Source organism: Psychrobacter nivimaris (genome assembly GCF_904846365.1).
GTDB lineage: Bacteria > Pseudomonadota > Gammaproteobacteria > Pseudomonadales > Moraxellaceae > Psychrobacter > Psychrobacter nivimaris_B.
Window position 1 is genome coordinate 172,947 of record NZ_CAJHAL010000001.1, and the last position, 22,277, is coordinate 195,223.

17 protein-coding genes are annotated in these 22,277 nt (G+C 43.8%); 10 read left to right on the forward strand and 7 right to left on the reverse strand.

What is annotated here, in order from left to right; all coding sequences use genetic code 11:
• Positions 1 to 60: 60 nt before the first annotated feature.
• Together JMX63_RS00760 and JMX63_RS00765 are read right to left on the reverse strand one after the other, a co-directional pair.
• Positions 61 to 933, reverse strand: a complete 873-nt coding sequence (locus JMX63_RS00760) for a TIGR03915 family putative DNA repair protein (protein WP_201570052.1) — start codon at positions 931 to 933, stop codon at positions 61 to 63.
• Between the two features lie 76 nt (positions 934 to 1,009).
• A complete protein-coding gene (locus JMX63_RS00765) occupies positions 1,010 to 2,278 on the reverse strand; it encodes a putative DNA modification/repair radical SAM protein (protein WP_179799254.1) in 1,269 nt (422 codons plus the stop codon).
• A 245-nt stretch (positions 2,279 to 2,523) separates the two neighbouring features.
• Between JMX63_RS00765 and JMX63_RS00770 the strand changes: the two genes are divergently transcribed.
• Positions 2,524 to 3,075, forward strand: coding sequence for a hypothetical protein (locus tag JMX63_RS00770; protein ID WP_165597199.1), 552 nt, complete (start codon positions 2,524 to 2,526; stop codon positions 3,073 to 3,075).
• A gap of 189 nt (positions 3,076 to 3,264) precedes the next feature.
• Here the strand turns inward: JMX63_RS00770 and JMX63_RS00775 are convergent, their stop codons facing one another.
• From JMX63_RS00775 to carA, 5 genes are all read right to left on the reverse strand, one after another.
• Positions 3,265 to 4,158 (reverse strand): hypothetical protein, encoded by an 894-nt coding sequence (locus tag JMX63_RS00775; RefSeq protein ID WP_227673193.1) that lies wholly within the window; start codon positions 4,156 to 4,158, stop codon positions 3,265 to 3,267.
• A gap of 471 nt (positions 4,159 to 4,629) precedes the next feature.
• Entirely contained in the window at positions 4,630 to 5,106 is a 477-nt protein-coding gene (gene greA / locus JMX63_RS00780) for a transcription elongation factor GreA (protein ID WP_057760725.1), read from the reverse strand.
• Positions 5,107 to 5,436: 330 nt separating this feature from the next.
• Positions 5,437 to 8,700, reverse strand: coding sequence for a carbamoyl-phosphate synthase large subunit (gene carB / locus JMX63_RS00785; RefSeq protein ID WP_201570069.1), 3,264 nt, complete (start codon positions 8,698 to 8,700; stop codon positions 5,437 to 5,439).
• 50 nt (positions 8,701 to 8,750) lie between these two features.
• The gene (locus JMX63_RS00790; RefSeq protein WP_201570071.1) at positions 8,751 to 9,710 is read right to left on the reverse strand and encodes a restriction endonuclease; all 960 of its coding nucleotides are present in this window, start codon (positions 9,708 to 9,710) and stop codon (positions 8,751 to 8,753) included.
• A gap of 2 nt (positions 9,711 to 9,712) precedes the next feature.
• Complete coding sequence (gene carA / locus JMX63_RS00795) at positions 9,713 to 10,951, reverse strand: glutamine-hydrolyzing carbamoyl-phosphate synthase small subunit (protein WP_201570081.1); 1,239 nt, start codon at positions 10,949 to 10,951, stop codon at positions 9,713 to 9,715.
• 503 nt (positions 10,952 to 11,454) lie between these two features.
• Here carA and JMX63_RS00800 point away from each other — a divergent pair.
• The 9 genes from JMX63_RS00800 to clpB all read left to right on the forward strand — a co-directional run bounded on the left by JMX63_RS00800 (position 11,455) and on the right by clpB (position 22,158).
• The gene (locus tag JMX63_RS00800; RefSeq protein ID WP_201570083.1) at positions 11,455 to 11,991 is read left to right on the forward strand and encodes a gamma carbonic anhydrase family protein; all 537 of its coding nucleotides are present in this window, start codon (positions 11,455 to 11,457) and stop codon (positions 11,989 to 11,991) included.
• Between the two features lie 83 nt (positions 11,992 to 12,074).
• Positions 12,075 to 12,776, forward strand: coding sequence for an HAD family hydrolase (locus tag JMX63_RS00805; RefSeq protein WP_201570085.1), 702 nt, complete (start codon positions 12,075 to 12,077; stop codon positions 12,774 to 12,776).
• A gap of 124 nt (positions 12,777 to 12,900) precedes the next feature.
• A protein-coding gene (gene prfB / locus JMX63_RS00810; protein ID WP_102078362.1) for a peptide chain release factor 2 occupies positions 12,901 to 13,996 on the forward strand; the annotation gives its coding sequence in 2 pieces (ribosomal slippage) (positions 12,901 to 12,972 and positions 12,974 to 13,996; 1,095 coding nt in all).
• 61 nt (positions 13,997 to 14,057) lie between these two features.
• Positions 14,058 to 14,342, forward strand: coding sequence for a pyrimidine/purine nucleoside phosphorylase (gene ppnP, locus JMX63_RS00815; protein ID WP_201570087.1), 285 nt, complete (start codon positions 14,058 to 14,060; stop codon positions 14,340 to 14,342).
• A gap of 211 nt (positions 14,343 to 14,553) precedes the next feature.
• Positions 14,554 to 15,684: a DNA topoisomerase IB gene (locus JMX63_RS00820; protein WP_201570089.1), complete on the forward strand. Its 1,131-nt coding sequence runs from the start codon at positions 14,554 to 14,556 to the stop codon at positions 15,682 to 15,684.
• A gap of 304 nt (positions 15,685 to 15,988) precedes the next feature.
• The gene (locus JMX63_RS00825; RefSeq protein WP_201570091.1) at positions 15,989 to 17,707 is read left to right on the forward strand and encodes an AMP-binding protein; all 1,719 of its coding nucleotides are present in this window, start codon (positions 15,989 to 15,991) and stop codon (positions 17,705 to 17,707) included.
• Positions 17,708 to 17,779: 72 nt separating this feature from the next.
• Positions 17,780 to 18,571, forward strand: coding sequence for an SDR family NAD(P)-dependent oxidoreductase (locus JMX63_RS00830; RefSeq protein WP_201570109.1), 792 nt, complete (start codon positions 17,780 to 17,782; stop codon positions 18,569 to 18,571).
• Positions 18,572 to 18,682: 111 nt separating this feature from the next.
• Positions 18,683 to 19,264 carry a L,D-transpeptidase family protein gene (locus JMX63_RS00835; protein WP_201570118.1) on the forward strand — a complete coding sequence of 194 codons (582 nt, stop codon included), beginning with the start codon at positions 18,683 to 18,685 and terminating at the stop codon, positions 19,262 to 19,264.
• 296 nt (positions 19,265 to 19,560) lie between these two features.
• Positions 19,561 to 22,158: an ATP-dependent chaperone ClpB gene (gene clpB / locus JMX63_RS00840; protein WP_101205647.1), complete on the forward strand. Its 2,598-nt coding sequence runs from the start codon at positions 19,561 to 19,563 to the stop codon at positions 22,156 to 22,158.
• The last annotated feature ends 119 nt before the right edge of the window (positions 22,159 to 22,277 follow it).

The window sequence follows — 22,277 nt, forward strand, 5'->3', positions numbered from 1 at the left end:
AGATAGGTGGTTTTTAGACTATATAAGCGTAAGACATGGATTAATAAACACCAAAAGCCGTTAGCGTCGTTTTTGTAAATGCTCAGCATTGGGTAGCACTTGTTTTTCACTCAAGTATTTCCAGTAGCGCTGCGGGAGATATTGCTTATGCAGCTTAGGGTTTTTACGCTCTTTGATATTAACGTTGGTAAAGTAACCTTGCCAAAATTTTTGATAGCGCTGCTCATCAGGACTGTGGATGCTAGCAGGATTGCGTAGTACCGCATCATCAAGATCAGTGATGGTTTGCAGCTTTGCTGGACGTGATGGCGTACTATTACTTTTATCATAATAGATGCCATAGCCCCGCGTTAGATCATAGATTGCCCAGTGCTGATCCTGATAGCGCTGCCGAAAGTGCTCTCCGATCAGTGGTAATACATTAAAATCAGGCTCTACACGTGCAAAATAAATATCATCAGTCGTATGCTCAAAACGTACAAACGCTTCCATGCGATGTTTCTCACGGCCGACAGATTTGACTGTCTGTACTAGCTCCAGAACATCTAAATTACCTAAATCTTGCATGATCTGACGGCTAGGGTAGTCGATGGCGTATTTGACCACGCGAAACAATGTCGTACCGATATCGTCTTTCTCTGATAAAAATCCCCATAAGATATTTCGCATGCCTGAGTGACCCAATAAGGTATTCAATTTGACTAACACCCGCTCGGCTTTATCCTCATCGGTTGCCACGCTAATCGCCTGAGCGATGAGTGATGGCACATAGCAATCTTGAGCGGTTAGCTTTAGCGCCACATCGTTCTGTAGACGATTGGCATAGACATAAAACACCGCACTCAGCCAACCTTCAAAGCTAGGCTCATACAGTACAATGCTAGGCGTCAATTGACCAACAGCGTAAGAGTCGTTTTGCATAAGTGCTGACATGTTTTATCCTACATTTCTATCATAAATACAGTAGCGAGATAGCGACTTTCTCTAGCGCACACTATCTAGAGCCATTCTAGAATAAAGCCAACTGCCCAGTACGCTGATCGTTAAACTTGGTTTGCGTTTGAGCCAATACATACTGACGGAAATTATCGCGCGTTAGATGTGCAAGGTGTTCGTTTTTGCCAGTGGTTGCGATAAAGTATTTAGCACGGTTGACTGCAGCGCCCATTTTTTTTAGATGGTATAGCGTCAATTGATTGAACTTACGTGCTTTGACGATTTTCTTAGCAGTCTTTGTACCGATACCTGGGATACGTAGAATCATCTCATAAGTCGCTGTCTGGATATTGACTGGGAAATGCTCGCGATGGCGTATTGCCCAAGCCAGTTTTGGATCGCAGTCCAAATCTAAAAACGGTGACTCCGGCTCCACAATCTCATGCGCGTCAAAACCATAAAAGCGCATTAACCAATCCGCCTGATAAAGACGGTTCTCACGTACCATCGGCACGGGCGTTCCAATCGCAGGCAAACGATTATCAGAGAGCATAGGTACATAACCTGAGTAATAGACCCGCTTGAGATCGTACGTTTTGTAGAAGTGACTCGATAGTTGAATCACCTGCAAGTCAGTCTCGTTACTCGCACCGACAATCATTTGACTGGTCTGACCTGCTGGCGTGAACTTAGGCGCTTTTTTATGAGTCTTACGGCTTTCACGAATAGTAATGATTTCTTCTTTTACCGTTTCCATCGGTGCTTTTAATTGGTCATGTGATTTCTCTGGCGCAAGCAAAGCCAACCCTGATTTGGTCGGAATCTCGATATTGACGCTCAAACGATCAGCATATAATCCTGCTTCTAGCAGCAGTTCTTTTGACGCACCTGGAATGGTCTTTAGATGGATGTAACCATTAAAGCGCTCACGCGTACGTAAGAGTTTGGCAACTTCGACCAGTCGCTCCATTGTATAGTCGCCACTTTTAAAGATACCAGAGCTAAGAAAGAGACCTTCAATATAGTTACGGCGATAAAACTGCATGGTTAAGTCAACGACTTCTTCGACACTGAACGCGGCGCGCGGCGTATCATTGCTCTTGCGCGAGGTGCAATAAGCGCAGTCGTAAATGCAGTGATTGGTCAAAAGAATCTTTAACAAGCTGACACATCGACCATCTTCGGTATAGCTGTGACAGATACCCGTTGCTGAGGCATCGCCTAGTCCGCCGCCTTGGTTTTTACGAGTACCAGCGGAGGATGAGCAAGAGACATCATATTTGGCAGCATCGGCCAAGATATTGAGTTTGCCCTGTAATCTTTCATAATTGATGTTTGCCATAAGTCGCGTTTTACCAATTAATTATTGAGAGACTATTTTACCAAAATTATCTCTAAGTCATTGTATTAATAGGATAATCCCAAAAACAGCACGACAAATAATGTCGTATGATCTGTGTCTGATATAGTAAACAGTAGTTTGAGGTTTATTTAAAGGCTAAACTTTGTGGCTTAATATATCTATCTTTTAAGTGCGAATATATATTTTTCCAAACATTCCAAGAAAGGCTCTTTTAGAGGGATTTTATGCTCAAAAAATTTAAAGAAAAATCAGCATCTCAAAAGTTCGATACGTTTCTAAATGTCTCGTTTATATCTTTTTTCATTGCACTCAATTTTTTGGAATGGCAGGGTAGAGATTTTCCGCAGGAGTCGGAGCTACAATATAGTGAAGGCATTATCACTGATACGGGATTTAGTATAGCCTTGCAATCTATCAAAAATCCTAAACAAATAACGCTTTACGGCTGTAGCTATAATGTATTTGGCTTTATTAATACTGGGTCATGTATGGGTCCTACATACCTTGAACCTAGGCTTGGCAAGTACGCAAGAGTTGGTTGGTACTATCAGCCCAATTTTTTAGGCGTATCGAATAATTTACCGCAATTAGTCAGCTTAGACATTAGAGAATCAGAGGAAGATCTGCAAATAACTTACGAAGATACCAAAAACCTAATGTTCGATCAAAACATGATAAGAGTGCTCACTACGTCAATCTTTGGTTTTGGTTTTATCTTTTTTATGACAAAACTTAATAATCTAATTAATCGGCCTATTCTGTATAAAGAAAAATAATCTTCTCTAAAAGCTCAGCTATTTCTGCCACTGCATCAAGCATTTATATCCTAAGCTTAAAGCAGTGCTTTACCACACTCAAAACCAAGCCACCGACACAAAAAAGGTCTTGCTGACTAGATAGCTAGTCCACAAGACCTTTTACATATACTGGTATCTATTCAATAATAATACGCTATAACCTAATTTTTATTGAACCTTGGCACGTATGACGACGGTTTTGGCTGCATTGGCATCAAAGTTAACCAAGTTCCATTTTAGACCAGAGTAGTTTTCTTGCACAACCACCGTATTGCCAACTTGCTGAATGGTTTGATAGCTGTCTCCGCCAGTGGTAGCAAGCGTCGGCAGAGGACTATTCAACGAGACTAACTGGACGCCACTTGGTAATGAGATCATGGCGTTGATGTCATTGACTGGCTGTGCCGTGGTATTGGTGTACGTGGTGTGATACTCGATTACATCGCCTGGAGCAATATGATTGGCAGGAACGGCAACTTCACGTCCATCAGCATTTTTTAGAATTTTCATGACTTTGGTGTTGGCATTGACTACGCCAGGCGTGCTAAAGGTCGGGGTTAGTTGCAACGTATCCAAAGTTGTCGTCGTGGTCGTTACTTGATTGGTCACTGGCTGCTGCATAATCACTGGCGGGGTGACATTGGTTGCGACAGGTAGTACTTGCGTCACGCTGCTGGCAGGCGTGGTAATCACATCTACTTTAGTGACTTTATTGGTAATAGAGTTAGTCACTGGTACGCTAGTAACGGTCGTCGTACCTTGGACAATAGGAGACTGACGCACGACATAGCGTGGCACAGTGGTCACCTGAGTTACCGCGTATGGCATACCATCTTGCATAGTGATACCGTTTGGCGTCGCCGTAATCGTAGCAGTTTTACCATCAGAGTATTGCTCGACCACCGTGGTGCTACCGCTCGCAGATGAGCTAATGGCAATCTCAGGGGCAGCATTGGCGGATGATGCGGCCAACATGATACCTGCTAGCATTGCAGACATAGCTGCATTTTTTGCCATAGTCGTTTTAGTAGTTGATGCTTGAAAACCATTGTTCGTAATCATAAAAGACTCCTCAAAAATAATAGTAAGTAATACAACAAGAGATAATGCTTAGATAAACAAAACCCCCGCTAAATGACACCGAAAAATATGCCAAATAACGAGGGTAGTAGTGCTGATATTAGCCTATGTGTGCGAGCAGACCATCATTATTTTTAGTAAGAGCGCAGCAATACTCACTTGTATAAAAGCTATTCAATCTTAACTATTTCTTATTGAATAAACTTAATATTGAAGCTATGGTGCACTCAAACTCAAATAATTATGCGCCAAAACAAATCATGGATAAAAGCAGCATTGTGTAACCGAAATGGTATAAATGCTATCTATGTGTAGTACAGCTTTCATTTATGAAATGGCATAACTAAGTAGCTAACCGCAATCATTGTCATAAAAACTATTATCTAAAAGTCATCTCCCAAACTGTCTATCTTTGAGAATATCAAGTTTATAGATTAGAACGTAGTGTAGCTATTAGTCGTATATAACTTTCATGACTTCATATTCAACCACGCCCTTTGGCGTTTCGATGCGCACTTCGTCGCCTTCGAATTTACCAATCAAACCACGAGCGATTGGTGAGTTGACTGAGATTTTGCCAGCTTTAAAGTCAGCTTCATCATCGCCAACGATTTTGTACTGTTTCTCTTCTTCGGTGTCCATGTTTTCAATCACGACGCTGACGCCAAACACGATACGGCCTTCTTTTGGCAGTGTCGAAGGATCGATGACTTGAGCGCCACCAAGTTTGGCTTCGATATCACGGATACGTGCTTCACAAAAACCTTGTTGCTCACGGGCAGCATGGTATTCAGCATTTTCTTTCAAATCGCCGTGTTCGCGTGCTTCAGCAATCGATGCTGTGATGCGTGGACGGTCGACACTTTTTAGCTGTTTTAATTCGGCTTCTAAAGCCGCGTGTCCTTGCGGAGTCATTGGGTAACGTTGCATGTTTTTTCCTTAAACCAATAACACCACACCACCTCATAATGAGATGGTGTCAGTGTTGTTGCAATGGATATAAAATATAAAAGAGTGATAATTAAGACGATGTAATGAATAAGTTGGCTATCATTTATGAGTGTATCTCACCTCAATTCAAGCATAGGCGCCCTTAAGCTTACGTAATAAAAAGCATAGTCGCAATTTAGCCACTATGCTTTTTAGGTCTATCACGGTAAAGGTATCGTTCCTCAAGCATGGTTGGCTATATTTAAAGCAAACAACGATACTTGAGTGAGCTTTTAGGCAAGCCTAACGGTTATGCTTAATCTACTGAAATTATTCAGCCACGTCAATAGACTTTGCTTGCTCATGCAAATCTTGTAACTTATAGACATCAAACGGTAAGTCAATCGCGTAAGATTTGCAGACGGCATCAGCGGCACCTAACGTGGTGACGTAGAATACTTTGCCCTGTAGCGCACTACGGCGAATAGAGAACGAATCCTCTTGAGCTTGCTTACCTTCAGTGGTATTGATGATAAGGTCGATTTTGCCATTTTTCAAGGCATCAACGATATGCGGGCGACCTTCAGTAACTTTGTTGATTTGCTGACTTTCGATACCAGCGTCGCTCAGTACTTTTTGCGTGCCAGTGGTCGAGACAATCTTAAAGCCAAATTCTGCAAGCTGACGAGCAATCGGAGCGATTTGGGCTTTGTCACTATCACGAACTGAGATAAAGACGGTTTTTGTCTCGCCTTCAGTCGGTAGACCTGGCAGACGCTCATTACTACCGATAATGGCCTTGTAGAATGCTTCGCCAAAGGTTTTGCCCACGCCCATAACTTCGCCCGTTGATTTCATCTCAGGACTCAAGATTGGGTCAACACCTGGGAACTTAGCGAATGGGAATACCGCTTCTTTGACCGCATAGAATGCTGGGACAATCTCAGTAGTAAAGCCTTGATCTTTAAGCGAAGTGCCAGCCATGCAGCGAGCAGCAACCTGTGCTAACGAAGTACCGATACACTTAGAGACAAACGGTACTGTACGTGCAGCACGTGGGTTCACTTCTAGGATATATACCGTTTCACCTTTTACTGCGAACTGTACGTTCATCAGACCGATAACGCCTAGCTCTTTTGCCATGGCGACCGTCTGTGCACGCATCACATCACATAGCTCTTTAGACAGTGAGTATGGTGGTAGTGAGCATGCTGAGTCACCTGAGTGGACACCAGCCTGTTCGATATGTTGCATGATACCGCCGATGACGACATCAGTACCATCACATACACAGTCTACATCGACTTCGATAGCATCATCTAAGAAGCGATCTAGCAGGACAGGCGCTTCGTTCGATGCTTGTACCGCAGTACGTAGATAGTGTCTTAGCTCGTCTTCGTTATAGACGATTTCCATCGCGCGGCCACCTAATACATAAGATGGACGTACAACCAATGGATAGCCTACGTCTTTTGCTTTAACCAAGCCGTCTTCTAAGCTGGTTGCTAGTGCGTTTGATGGCTGTACTAGGTTTAGCTGCTGAATCATATGCTGGAAGCGTTCACGATCTTCGGCACGGTCAATTGCATCTGGGCTAGTACCGATGATTTTAACGCCTGCTGATTCTAGTGCACGAGCAAGTTTCAATGGCGTTTGACCACCGAACTGCACAATCACGCCATCAGGGTTTTCGATACGGACGATCTCTAGCACGTCCTCTAACGTGATTGGCTCAAAGTATAGACGGTCAGAAGTGTCATAATCGGTTGAAACCGTTTCAGGGTTACAGTTGACCATGATGGTTTCGTAACCATCTTCACGCATAGCAAGCGCTGCATGCACACAGCAGTAATCAAACTCAATACCTTGACCGATACGGTTAGGACCGCCACCGATAACCATGATCTTCTTTTTGTCTGTTGGGTTGGCTTCACATTCGCTATCGTAGGTTGAGTACATATAAGCGGTGCTGGTCGCAAACTCTGCGGCGCACGTATCAACACGCTTATAGACTGGATAGACGTTTAGATCCCAACGCTTTTTGCGTAGCTGCTTTTGTGAGATACCAAGCAATTTAGCCAAACGCAAATCTGACAAGCCTTTACGTTTAAAGCTACGTAGATTTTTCTCGTTCAATCCACCAAAGCCAAGTGATTTTACGGTAGCTTCTGTTTTAACGATGTCTTCGATCTGTACCAAGAACCATGGGTCAATCTTGGTAAAGTTAAACACTTCATCGACACTCATACCGACGCGGAATGCATCAGCAACGTAGTAGATACGCTCAGGTGTTGGAATGGTTAGGCGGTTGATGATTTCGCTACGCGCTTTTTCGGCGCTTACTTTTAACAAGTCAATTTGCTCATCAAAACCATCCGCACCTGTTTCCATACCGCGTAAGGCTTTTTGCATCGACTCTTGGAAATTACGACCAATCGCCATCACTTCACCGACCGATTTCATCTGAGTCGATAGGATGTTGTCTGCTTGCGGGAATTTTTCGAAGTTGAAACGAGGTATCTTAGTCACGACATAATCAAGCGCAGGCTCAAAACTGGCTGGCGTTTTGCCACCAGTGATGTCGTTTTGCAATTCGTCTAGCGTATAACCAATGGCCAGTTTCGCTGCGATTTTGGCAATCGGGAAGCCAGTGGCTTTTGAGGCTAGGGCAGACGAGCGTGATACGCGTGGGTTCATCTCGATGACCACCATGCGACCAGTATCAGGGTTGATACCGAACTGGACGTTTGAGCCGCCTGTTTCTACACCGATCTCACGTAGTACTGCTAATGACGCATTACGCATGATTTGGTATTCTTTGTCGGTCAAGGTTTGTGCAGGTGCGACGGTGATTGAGTCACCGGTATGCACACCCATTGGGTCAAAGTTTTCGATGGCACAGATGATGATGCAGTTGTCGTTTTTGTCACGAACCACTTCCATCTCGTACTCTTTCCAACCAATCAATGACTCATCGATAAGTAACTGATGGTTTGGAGACAAATCAAAACCGCGCTCGCAGATTTCAATGAACTCATCGCGGTTATAAGCGATACCGCCGCCTGAGCCACCCATCGTGAATGATGGACGAATGATACACGGATAGCCCATTTTTTCTTGAGTCGCAAAGGCTTCTTCCATGGTTTCAGCCGTTTCAGCGCGAGGGCACTCAAGGCCAATACGTTTCATGGCTTTATCAAACAAGTTGCGGTCTTCTGCCATCTCGATTGAGTCTTTGGTCGCGCCAATCAATTCACAGTTATACTTAGTCAATACACCGTGCTTGTCCAGCTCTAGCGCACAGTTTAGTGCTGTCTGTCCGCCCATTGTTGGCAAGATTGCATCTGGACGTTCTTTGGCAATGATTTGCTCAACGGTTTGCCAAGTAATCGGCTCGATATAGGTCGCGTCAGCCATGACAGGGTCGGTCATGATGGTCGCAGGGTTTGAGTTGACCAAGATGACGCGGTAGCCTTCTTCTTTTAGCGCTTTACACGCCTGCGCGCCTGAATAGTCAAACTCACATGCTTGGCCGATGACGATAGGGCCTGCGCCAATGATAAGAATGCTTTTTATGTCGGTACGTTTTGGCATAAGTAAGACCTTTTAGTTTTAAATTTATATGTTGCGAATTTACGATGAAACTATATAGAAAGATGAGTCATAGTTGAACTTACGTCATCAGGAATATTATCCCAATAGTCTGTATCAAGTTTCTTGATGCTAAGGGTTTGTTCAACCTGCACACCCAAACCATACTTGTAAATATATTCAGCCAGTTTTTGACCATCTATTAAGACAATTCTTGCGTTTGATAGGTTTTGAGCATAAATGATGGCATCAGCAGAAAACTTTGAGGTGGTAATAAAGACGCCTTTATTTGCGTTATCACCCAATAAAGCACCAGCAAAACTTTGAATATCAGGACGACCAATAGTATTACTTTTTTGATAGCGTTTTGCCTGAATGTGTATTCGTCCTAAGCCCAATACGTCTTCATAGATTTCACCATCAATACCACCGTCTTTAGAGTATTGCGTTACTCGTCCCGCTTTTTCAACCGCACCGCCATAACCCATTTTCTGTAACAACTCAACAACCAGACGCTCAAAAGCCATAGGTGTTTTTGTTAAGATAGTATCTAGTATTTCTTCATAGGTTTCTTGACGAATAGTTTCATAAGATGCATAAAGTTGTTCTTGCGGTGTATTAGCATTTTGGTTAATGTTGTTTTTTTCAACATCTTGCCCTAATTCAGTATTGTTTAGCTTTTCTGCTTGTCTTTCTGCCATTTTTTGCTTAACAAAAATATTGATTTCTTCATTAGTTTTATCTAGAAAAGTTTTTCCTAAAGAGCTAATAACATAGTAGCCTCTTTTAGGTCTATTCAATATTCCTGTAAGAGCAAAATAGCTTAATGCCCAAGAAATTCTATCAACAAAAATAAGACCATTACCTGATTCATATTCCTTTGTTGCTTCTTCATCAGTAAGATTAAAGTGCTTTATCAAAGGGTCAGTAAATTTTGATTTTTTCCATATCTCGCCGTCGCTTGATAGCATCAGTATGGGTTTTCTCAGGTCATCAAAATGTGGAATGGTCATCTTTATTGTTTAGCCTTTGCCGCTGCCATCATGTCTGCAAACTTATCAAACAGTGGTGCAGCATCATGTGGACCAGGGCTGGCTTCTGGGTGACCTTGGAAGCTAAATACAGGCTTGTCGGTTAGCTCGATACCTTGGTTAGTACCATCAAACAGTGAGCGATGAGTAGATTTAACGTTGTCAGGTAGCGTGTCTTCATCAACCGCAAAACCATGGTTCTGACTGGTGATCATAACCGTGCCAGTCGCTAAGTCTTGTACTGGATGGTTGGCACCATGATGGCCAGTTTTCATCTTGATAGTATTTGCACCGCTAGCCAGACCAATCAGTTGATGGCCTAAGCAAATGCCAAACGTTGGCACGTCAGTTTGCTCAATGATGTGACGTACCGCATCGATAGCGTAATCACAAGCTGCAGGATCACCAGGGCCGTTTGATAAGAAGATGCCATCTGGGTTCATTGCTAGCACATCTGCGATAGGGGTCTGTGCTGGTACAACCGTTACGTGACAACCGCGGTCAACGAGCATGCGTAGGATGTTGGTTTTGCTACCGAAGTCATAAGCGACGACGTTGTATTTAGAATCGATGTGAGTGCCGAGTTGCTTAAAGAAGCCGCCAGTACCACTATCATGACTACCAGGAATATCACGGTTGAGTAGGGTGTCTGATAAATCCCAGGTACCCGCTGTCCACTCAAAGTTCTCTGTAGTGCAGCATTCTTTTGCCAAGTCCATACCCTTTAGACCTGCAAAGCCTTTTGCTAACTCAATCGCTTTTTGCTCATCGTCGCTACTGATCGTCTCGCCGTTTGAGGCAGTCATGATACAGCCGTTCTGTGCACCTTTATCACGTAATAGACGTGTTAGCTGACGCGTATCAATTTCAGCGATAGCCACTGTTTCATTACGCTGTAAATAGTCGCTGAGTGACTCAGAGTTACGGAAGTTCGAAGTTGCCATGGTGGCATCACGGATGATAAGACCGTCTGCCCATACTTTGTGGCCATTGCCAGATTCTGTGTCCTCGCTATTGGTGCCTGTATTACCGATGTGAGGGTAAGTCAAAGTCACCAGCTGGCGGGCATAACTTGGATCGGTTAGGATTTCTTGATACCCTGTCATGGCTGTGTTAAATACCACTTCACCAATACGATGACCTAGGCTGCCGATACTGACACCGCGAAAGATTGTACCGTCTGCTAGTGCCAAAATTGCTTGTATTTCTGCCGATGAATTCAAGGATTGCCTCCGCTGTTATTGGTGAGTGCCATCGTGTTTTGTTGGTCTAAAATTGCTCCGTATCCTTTTATTTACGGCATTTGACTGTTGTCATATAAAAGTAAAAAAAGGGCGATACACAAAAATTTTCCACAAAAAAGCGAGAAGACATTATTGATGAAAACTACAAAACCCACTAGATAGTGAATAGGTAACTTGCATCATGTCCGCTCGCTTAGGCACAGATTTTGCGTATTATATACAAAATAGACGGTTATAGCTAGCCGATTTACTGGATTAATAGTCATTTCATGGCTAATAATAGGGTCTTTATAAAGATATTGACTCTATAGAAATAGCCTAAGCGAATAAAAGCTACCTTTTCTTTTATCAAAATCAACATCCAGCGTGTATTAATAGCGCTGGATTTTCGCAGTTGGCTTTGCCACAATGGACAGCGAAGCGCTAGACCCAATTTTTATGATCGTTTGTTATAACAATAATGAAGATGACAAGGAGTCGTTATGATTTATCAGTATTTAGACAAAACCCCTGAGTTTGCCGCACCGTTCAACGGTTGGGTAGCAGATTCAGCGCAAGTGATGGGCGATGTGTATTTAGGCCATCAGGCCAATATTTGGTTCGGTGCAGTGATACGCGGTGACAACGATCGTATCCATATCGGTGACTATAGTAATGTGCAAGAAAACAGTGTGATTCATACTGATGCAGGTATTGAGGTGAAAATCGGTAATTACGTGACTATCGGTCATCTGGCTATGCTACATGGCTGTGAAGTCGGTGATAACAGCCTGATTGGCATTGGTGCTGTGGTACTTAACAATGTCAAAATCGGTAAAAACTGTCTGATAGGGGCGAAAGCCTTGATTACTGAAGGTCAGGTTATTCCTGATAACTCGCTAGTGATGGGCGCGCCTGCAAAAGTGGTCAAGACGCTGACCGATGAGCAAGCAGCGATGCTAAAAATGTCAGCGCTACATTATGCTGAGCGTTGCCAAAAATTCAAAACTGGTTTAACAGAAATAACTATGCCTGACTAAAGACAGATAGACTTGTCTCCTACGTTTTATACCCTTTTATTCAACACTCCATATTTTTTCGCAACCAACGATAAGGTCTCACCATGCAGGCAAATCAAGCACAAACACAACAAAAACAACTGGCGTTATTTGATTTAGATCATACATTACTTGATGTCGATAGCGATTATCTTTGGGGCGAGTATATCGTCAAGCATGACCTTGTCGATGAGGCGCAGTACCGTACGGCCAATCAGAAATTTTATAATGACTATATTGAAGGTACGCTAGACGCGACAGAGTACAATGAATTCGTTGCGCAGTTTTTGAGTAGTTTGCCGCTTGATAGACTTGATGAGCTAAGAGAAGACTATATCAAAAGCGAAATCGAGCCACATATTCGCCCAAAAGCGATGGAAGTATTGTGTCAGCACATTGAGCAAGGACACGAAGTCGTGATTATTTCTGCGACCAATGATTTTGTGGTCTCTGCCATTGCCAAACGTTTTGGTATAGAAGCCGCCAATGTGTTATCAACACCGCTCGAGATAAAAGACAATCGCTATACAGGTAAGTTAGCGGACAAGCCCAATTTTAAAAAAGGTAAGATATATCATCTAGACAAATGGGTGAATAAGCAGCAGTTAGCTGGTGTTACCTTTGAAAAAACGTATGCGTATTCAGATTCTAAGAACGACATCCCATTGCTCGAATGGGCAGATGTGGCCGTTTGCGTGTCACCTGATGATGCGTTACATGCGCATGCTTTGGCCCATCGCTGGGCAGTAGAAGATTGGTCGATCTAGATTATTTAAGCTAGTAATAGTAGCAACATTGGCAATAGCGACAATTAGCGAACCATTTAGTCTCAATCTCATTTAAAATAGCGCCACATGCGTTATTTATTTTATTAGAAAAACAGGAACATTTATGGAAATCAATCCGTATCAAGAGCAGATTAAAGATTTATCAGAGCGTGGTCAGGACTTGCGGAGGTATCTTTGACTTCGATGGTAAGCAAGAACGCTTAGAAGAAGTTAATTTAGAGTTAGAAAACCCCGAGCTATGGAACGATCCAGAGCGTGCGACCAAAATTAATAAAGAAAAAAGTCACCTTGATGGTGTTATCGATGTGGTGGTCTCTCTTGAGACGACACTAGAAGACGCGTCTGCCATGCTAGAGTTGGCAGTCGAAGCAGAAGATGAGTCATTGCTAGCCGATGTGCAGAGCGAGCTAGATAGCGCTGAGAAACGCGTTGCTGATTTAGAATTTCGCCGGATGTTTAGCGGTGAGATGGATCCAAATAACTGCTACTTAGATATTCAGTCGGGCAGTGGCGGTACTGAAGCGCAAGATTGGGCTGAAATGCTACTACGCATGTATACGCGCTGGGCAGAAGCTCATGGCTTTAAAGTAGATGTGATTGAAGTATCTTCAGGCAGCGTGGCTGGTATTAAGTCGGCAACGATTGAGATCAAAGGCGATTATGCGTTTGGTTGGTTGCGTACCGAGATTGGCGTCCACCGTTTGGTGCGTAAATCTCCATTTGATAGTAATAATGGTCGTCATACCTCGTTTGCAGCGGTATTTGTCTCACCTGAAATAGATGATAACGTCGAGATTGATATCAATCCAGCTGACTTGCGTATCGATACCTATCGCTCATCTGGAGCGGGTGGCCAGCACGTAAACACGACAGATTCTGCGGTACGTATTACCCATGAGCCGTCGGGCGTGGTAGTGACCTGTCAGAATGAGCGTAGTCAACATGGTAACAAAGCCACCGCCATGAAGATGCTACGTGCTAAGCTTTATGAGCTTGAAATGCAAAAACGTATGGAATCACAGCAAGCGGTAGAAGACGGTAAGTCTGATGTTGGCTGGGGCAGTCAAATTCGCTCATACGTGCTCGATGACTCTCGTATCAAGGACTTGCGTACGGGTGTTGAAACCTTTAACACTGGTGCCGTACTAGATGGTGACCTCGATCAGTTCATCGAAGCGAGTTTAAAAGCAGGACTGTAAAAGGCCGTTTTAAACAAGCAGCCGTTTTAAAATAGTAACCAATATTTAATTAAGGAAAATTATGCCAAGCGTTAATAATTATTTTGATGATAAAGTGACTTCTATTGCCTTTCAAACGGCTACTAAGCCTGCAACTGTCGGCGTTATGGAAATTGGTGAGTATGAGTTTGGCACCAGTGAATTTGAAACCATGAGCGTGGTGAGCGGTGCATTGACTGTCAAGCTACCAGAGAGTGATGAGTGGCAAACCTTTAACGCTGGCAAGCAGTTTACTGTTGAAGCTGATAAAAAGTTCCAAGTGAAAGTAGACGTCGAAACCGCTTATCTATGTGTATACGGTAGATAATGACTTCTAAGTTATAGTAGTATCAAAACGAAAAACGCCAAGTATTTTATGCTTGGCGTTTTTTTGTGTGTCATATTTCAAATGAATTTTAAGCTATCATTATGAGAATAATGTTTTACACAGGATTACACTTTGTCTGTGCCAAATAAACAGCAAAAACTACCGCCATTAATTATGCTAAAACCATGAATTCTTAAAGGTATACAGGTTTATGACAAAGGCAAAATTACAGACAAGCCAGCAGACAACTACCAAAGACGTGCGTCATGATTACGAGCATCTCGCACGCCGTGCCAATTTGCGTTATGTGAGTGACGATGAACCAGGCTACGAGCGTAGACGTTGGGGTCGCGGCTTTACTTATCGTGATGCAACGGGCAATACGGTCAAAGACAAAGCATTGCGCCAACGTTTTGATGCATTGGTGATACCGCCCATGTGGTCAGAGGTGTGGATATGCCAAGACGAACGAGGACATCTGCAATCAACAGGGCGAGACGAAAAATTGCGCAAACAGTACTTATATCATCCGTCATGGAACAATATCCGTGACCAAGCAAAGTTTGATGCGATGATAGGATTTGCAGAGGCACTGCCCAATCTACGCGCGCAGGTGGAGGCAGATTTAGAAGCAGAGTCGTTGTCACGTACTAATGTGCTTGCTGCCGTCGTTAAATTGCTAGAGACCACTTTGATTCGTATTGGCAACAGCCGCTACGCCAAGCAAAATAAAAGCTATGGTCTGAGTACGCTACGCAGCAAGCATGTCAGTGAAACCGACAATGGACTGGCGTTTGATTTCGTCGGCAAAAGCGCAAAAGAACACCACATTGAGCTGCAAGATGAGCGATTGATTGACATCGTGCAAGCCTGTTCTGAGCTGCCAGGCTATCAGATATTCAAATATCTAGATGACAACGGACATAAGCAAGTCGTTGACAGTAGCGATATCAATGACTACTTACGGATGCACACATGCGGCATGGACTGCGAAAGCAAGCTATACAGCGCAAAAGATTTTCGTACATGGATGGCAAGTGTACTCGCGGCAAGCTACCTCTACGACGAGCTACAAACGTCTGCAGGCGCTAGCATACTAGCCAGTGCGCCAGAAAGCGCTGAGCGACAGCAGTTAGTCACTGATATGGTAAAAAGTGTGGCAGCAGAGCTGGGCAACACGCCGACCGTATGCCGTGCTTCTTATATTCATCCCATTGTCATTGAGCGTTTTTTGGCAGGGCAGTTTTTTGAGACTTACAAACAAGCACGCCGTGGTCGAACCAAAAAATACCAAAGCTGTGAAGAGAAAGCGTTGTTAGGGTTTTTAAGAGCTAATGTTTAAGTGTGAGGTTTTAGATAATAATATTAAGGTGTTAATTCTTTAATAGGAAATTGAAAATATGTGGCAGTACCTTAGCTATTGTAGGTGTCTTCGCGGACTTATAGCGAATTAATGATAATTAGTTATGGATTATCTCTATTTCTATAAAATAAAAATGATACGTTATGTATTGAAATAAACGTAAAAATGCGTTACTAATAGAGCATGATAAATACGAACCTATGAAACGGTCTATAGGATGTGGCCGTTATTCAATCATAAATACCATTTTACCAGTTACCTGCTATTGCTAAAGGATTAGCTTATGAACACCGCCTCTCAAACCCCGACGAATATTGATACAGATATTACCATCACGCCAAAAAACTATACCGATTACTATAATAATTTTGATATGAATACACTGCTGTCAGAAATATTTGGCGAGCAGGTAGGTGATCGACTAAATGCTTATATGGCTTGCTGTGGTCGTCATGTACGTGACGGCCGCGCTGACAATGCCGCGCTAGTACACGAAGACACCGCAGGCAATATAACGCGCATGAGCTTTGGTGAGCTTGATAAAGCAAGTGCTCAAATCGCTAACTTACTACAGTCGTATGGGGTAAAAGCGGGCGACAAAGTAGCGACGATGCTACCGCGTACGCCAGAGCTGCTCACTGTTGTGTTAGCAACTTGGCGTATCGGCGCCGTATATCAGCCACTATTTACTGCTTTTGGCTATGATTCAATCAAGTATCGGATGGATAAAGCCGATACCAAAGTCGTTTTTACTAACTTAGAAAATCGCAGTAAGTTTGAAGATTTGGCTGAGCAAACCAAAATGGTATTGGTCGGCAGTATAGAAGATGCCCAGGCATGGGGTGACGATCACTATAGCCAGTCTATGACAGCACAGCCGCAAACGATGGAACCCGTCACGCTCGATACGGACGCGCCATTTTTGCAAATGTTTACCTCTGGGACAGTCGGCAAATCTAAAGGCGTGAGTGTGCCATTATCAGCCTTACCTGCATTTTACCTCTATATGCGTTATGCCATTGACCTACGCGAAGACGATCAATATTGGAACATGGCCGATCCCGGCTGGGCATATGGCTTATATTATGCCATCACAGGGCCGCTGCTATTGGGTATCACGACTTATTTTAATGAAGCAGGATTTGACGCGACCAATACGCGTGACTTTATGGTGCGTCATAAGATTACCAATTTAGCGTCTTCACCCACCGCATTTCGTATGATGAAATCCAGCGGCGTATTTGACAATAAAGACGACAGTCAAGATGACCTTGATACTAATGCCAAACTCGCTTTGCGCTGTGCGAACTCAGCAGGGGAGACACTGAACACCGAAGTGGTCAACTGGGTCGAAACCTATCTGGGCTGTCAGGTAAAAGATCAGTACGGTCAGACAGAAACGGGCATGACTTGCTGTGCGCATCATGCGCTAAAACACGAATCTCCAGTAGGCTCGATGGGAATGGCACTACCAGGTCATAAGCTAGTGGTATTAGATGATGATATGAATGTACTACCAGATGGAGAGCAGGGTCAGCTAGCAGTTGTCGTCAGTCAGTCACCTGCGTTTTATTTCCGTGGTTATAGCTGGAACGAAAAACAAGCCTTTGTAGATGACTACTATCTGACAGGTGATGTGGTTGAGCGTCATAGTGATGGCAGTTATTGGTTCTCAGGGCGTGATGATGACATTATCATTACGGCAGGTTACCGCGTAGGGCCTACGGATGTCGAAAACACGGTATTAGAGCATGACGCAGTGGCAGAATCTGCGGCGGTAGGCGTGCCAGACGAAGTGCGTGGACATACGATCAAATCTTATGTGGTGTTAAAAGAGGGTATCGAAGGCAGTGAGCAAATCGCCAAAGAAATCCAAGAGCTGGTGCGCAAACGTCTATCCACTCATGCCTATCCACGTGAGGTCGAGTTTGTGACCGAATTACCAAAAACACCAAGTGGCAAGATTCAACGCTTTTTGCTGCGTAGTTTATCTGCTGCGTAACTACCCAATAGAGCGTTTATAGATAATTCATAGAAAACAGCTAATAAAAAGTGAAGATTTAAAGGAATAATCATGCAAATTAAAGAAAACAGCTTTTTGGTCACAGGCGGCGCATCAGGTTTGGGCGAGTCAGTGGTTCGGGCAATTGTCTCTCAAGGCGGTAACGTCGTCATCGCTGATCTAAACGAAGCAGCAGGTCAAGCACTGGTCGCTGAGCTGGGTGATAGCGCACGTTTTGTGCGCTGTGATATCACTAATGGCGATGAAGTACAATCAGCGGTTGAGATAGCAGAGTCAGCTTTCGGCGGCTTACAAGGCTCAATCAACTGTGCTGGTATCGTAGTGGTACAAAAGCTGCTAGATCGTGATAATAATCCAGCAGACCTGGCGGCATTTAGCCGCGGGGTCAATGTCAATCTGGTCGGTTCATTTAACGTCGCCCGTTTGGTCGCTGCTAGCATTGCTAAACGTATAGCGAGTGATGGTACTGCAGGTGACCATGTAAAAAATAGCATAGATCAAGGTGTTATTATTAATACAGCATCTATCGCAGCCTTTGATGGTCAAATAGGTCAAGCCAGCTATTCTTCGTCTAAGGCAGGTGTGGTTGGTCTGACCTTGCCACTTGCTCGTGAGTTGGCACGGCATGGGATTCGTGTTATGACTATCGCACCGGGTGTCTTTGCTACGCCGATGATGGACAGTATTCCTGAAAAGGCACGCGAGCAGCTAGAAGCAGGTGTGCCATATCCTAAACGTTTAGGAGCTCCCAATGAATTTGCTAAATTGGTCACTCACATCATCGATAATGCTTATCTAAATGGTGAAGTTATTCGCTTAGATGGTGCAATTCGTATGGTGTAGCAGTCTATTGAGTGATTCATCACTTTTGCACAAAACGTATCTACAGAAACTGGCATAGTGCTTTGATACATATGATTAATGACAAAAAATTAATTATGGGAATCAAAGCCTATGCTATTTTTTTATAAAAAATCTTACTCATCAAATGAGCAGCGTATGCCTTGGCTGCCTATTACTATTGTTCTTAGTCTTGCTGCCATTGTCAGCACCAGCGCTATTGCTTATGTCAAAAGCACCTCAAAACCCAAGAATCCCATTCCTCCTTCTATAGTGATTGACCGAGTCTTCGTCGACAAATCAGATCGTGTCTTAAAACTGATGAGCGATGGTAAAGCCATTAAGTCGTATCGTATTGCGCTAGGGGGTAGTCCAGTGGGTCATAAGCAACAAGAAGGTGATCAGCGTACGCCAGTTGGGGTTTATACCTTAGATTATAAAAATGAGAACTCTATTGCGCATCGTTCTATTCATATTAGTTATCCCAATGATGAAGACAAAGCGCGAGCGAAGTCATTAGGGGTTAATCCGGGTGGCGATATCATGATTCATGGGCAAATGAACGGCTTTGGATACTTGGCATTATTTAATCAACGACGTGATTGGACAGATGGTTGTATCGCTGTCACTAACGATGCGATGGATGAAATTATGGCAGCGGTGAAACTTGGTACTCCTATCGAAATTGTGGAGTAATACCGTTAGGTTTATGACAAATAAGTGCATTGCTCATTACTATTTTCGGCAGAATTTATCATTTATTTGCACCAATAAATAGCTTTGTTACCCTTTTGATTTATTTTATCTATAATTAACAATCCCTTTAAATATTATTAATAATAAATATCATTGTTTTAAGTAAGGTTTTATTTGGTAATCTTCTTGAAATAGGTGTATATATACCTTATATAAGTGACAGATAACAGTAGGCACTAGACTAAGATAATCCTTAGAGGTGCGACTGAAAATACCAATTATAAAAGGATATAGACATGAGATTTGAGAAGTTTACTCAAAAACTGCAATCCGCCATTCAAGAAGCACAAAGCCTAGCATTAGGTCGCGATCATACGGGTATCGATCCTGTGCATTTGCTTGCCGTGTTGCTACAAGATGAGTCTAATTTATCTATCTGCCAACAAGCAGGTGCTTCTATTCCAGCGTTAAAAAATGGCGTTGCTAAAGCATTGGATAACCAAGCGACCATTTCGGAGCCGACAGGTGACGTCAATCTAAACCCAAACTCGGTAAAAATATTGAACTTGGCAGATCGTCAGGCGCAAAAAGAAGGCGATGATTTTATTGCGACTGAATGGGTCATGTTGGCACTCGCTGAGCAAGGCGAAACCAAAAAAATATTTGAAAGTGCAGGCGTGACGGCAAGCAAACTAAAAGCGGTCATTGAGCAGCTGCGCGGTGATGATACCGTCAATAACCAAAACGCCGAAGATCAGCGTGATGCACTCAACAAATATACGATTAATCTGACTGAGCAAGCAGAGCTTGGCAAACTAGATCCAGTCATTGGCCGTGACGAAGAAATTCGCCGTACCATTCAGGTACTGTCGCGCCGTACCAAAAACAACCCTGTGCTCATCGGTGAGCCGGGCGTTGGTAAAACGGCGATTGTCGAAGGCTTGGCACAAAAAATCATCAATGGCGACGTACCAGAAGGTCTGCGCCGTAAAGAAGTGCTGTCATTAGACTTAGGCGCGCTGATTGCAGGGGCAAAATTCCGTGGTGAGTTTGAAGAACGCCTCAAAAGCGTATTGAGCGACTTGGCCAAACAAGAAGGCAATGTCATTCTGTTCATCGATGAGCTGCATACGATGGTTGGTGCAGGCAAGTCTGAAGGTGCGATGGATGCGGGTAATATGCTAAAACCTGCTTTGGCACGCGGTGAGCTGCACTGCGTTGGTGCGACCACCCTTGATGAGTATCGCCAGTACATCGAAAAAGACGCTGCGCTTGAACGTCGTTTTCAAAAGGTTTTGGTCGATGAGCCAACAGTCGAAGATACCATTGCGATATTACGGGGTTTAAAAGAGCGTTACGAGCTGCACCATGGCGTCGATATTCAAGATAGCGCCATCATTGCTGCTGCGCGCATGAGCCATCGCTATATCACTGACCGTAAGCTACCAGATAAGGCGATTGATTTAATTGACGAAGCAGCCAGCCGCTTGCGTATGGAGATGGACAGCAAGCCTGAATCATTAGGTAAACTCGATAGTCGCCTCATTCAGCTAAAAATGCAGCGTGAAGTGCTCAAAAATGAAGAAGATGCTGGCGCGCAAGCCGAGCGTAAAGTGCTCGATGCGCAAATAGCGGAATTGGAAAAAGAGTATGCTGATCTCAACGAGGTTTGGCAGGCAGAGAAGGCACTGGTCAAAGGCAGTCAACAGTTAAAAGACGAGCTAGATAAAGCCCGTATTGCGTATGACAAGGCTAGCCGCGAAGGCGACTATGAGACCATGAGTAAGCTGCAGTACGAAACTATTCCGCAGTTAGAGCGACGTATTCATGAGTCTGATTTGGCTGAGCAAAAAGAGCAGACAGGTGAAGGTAGCGGTGTTAAATTGCTACGTAACAAGGTGACAGACAACGAAATCGCCGAAGTGGTTGCGGCCGCGACTGGTATTCCTGTCAGCAAAATGATGCAAGGCGAGCGTGACAAGATGATCGCAATGGAAGAAAAGCTCCATGAGCGTGTTATCGGTCAAAACGAAGCGGTCGAATCGGTGGCCAATGCGGTACGTCGTAGCCGTGCAGGCTTGTCTGATCCAAACCGTCCTTCAGGCTCGTTTTTATTCTTGGGGCCTACAGGCGTTGGTAAAACTGAGCTGACCAAATCACTAGCAAACTTCTTGTTTGACTCTGAAGATGCAATCGTACGTATCGACATGAGTGAGTATATGGAAAAACACAGTGTCAGCCGTTTGGTAGGCGCGCCTCCAGGTTATGTCGGTTATGAAGAAGGCGGTACGTTGACTGAAGCGGTACGCCGTAAGCCATACAGCGTCATATTGTTCGATGAAGTAGAGAAGGCGCATCCTGATGTGTTCAACATTTTACTGCAAGTATTGGACGATGGCCGCTTAACCGATTCGCAAGGTCGGGTGGTAGATTTCAAAAACACTGTGATCATCATGACCAGTAACTTAGGTTCGCATAAGATTCAAGAAATGGTTGGCGAGAGCTACGAGGATATCAAAGCGGAAGTAATGGATTCTGTTGGGCAGCATTTCCGTCCAGAGTTCGTCAACCGTATTGACGAAATCGTAGTTTTCCATCCGCTTGGTATGTCACAGATGGCAGGTATTGCAGATATTCAATTGGATCGATTGCGTCAGCGTATCCAAGAGCGTGAGATGGATATTGAGCTGTCAGCAGATGCGATGAATAAATTGGTTGCCGTGGGTTATGACCCTGTTTATGGTGCTCGTCCTTTGAAGCGTGCCATTCAACAAGAGATCGAAAACCCATTGTCATTGAAACTATTAGCAGGTGATTTTGTCGCTGGTGATATTATCAAAGTCGATGTGGGTGCCGATGACAAGCTAACTTTTGATAAGCTTAGAATGAGCTAATCGTATTGGCATCGATGTCTTTATGACCCAACTTTACGCTTAAAACAAACCCCTTATCTACAATCGTAGGTAAGGGGTTTTTATTTATAAGGCGCGTTTTACGTTACTGTTTTTTTACC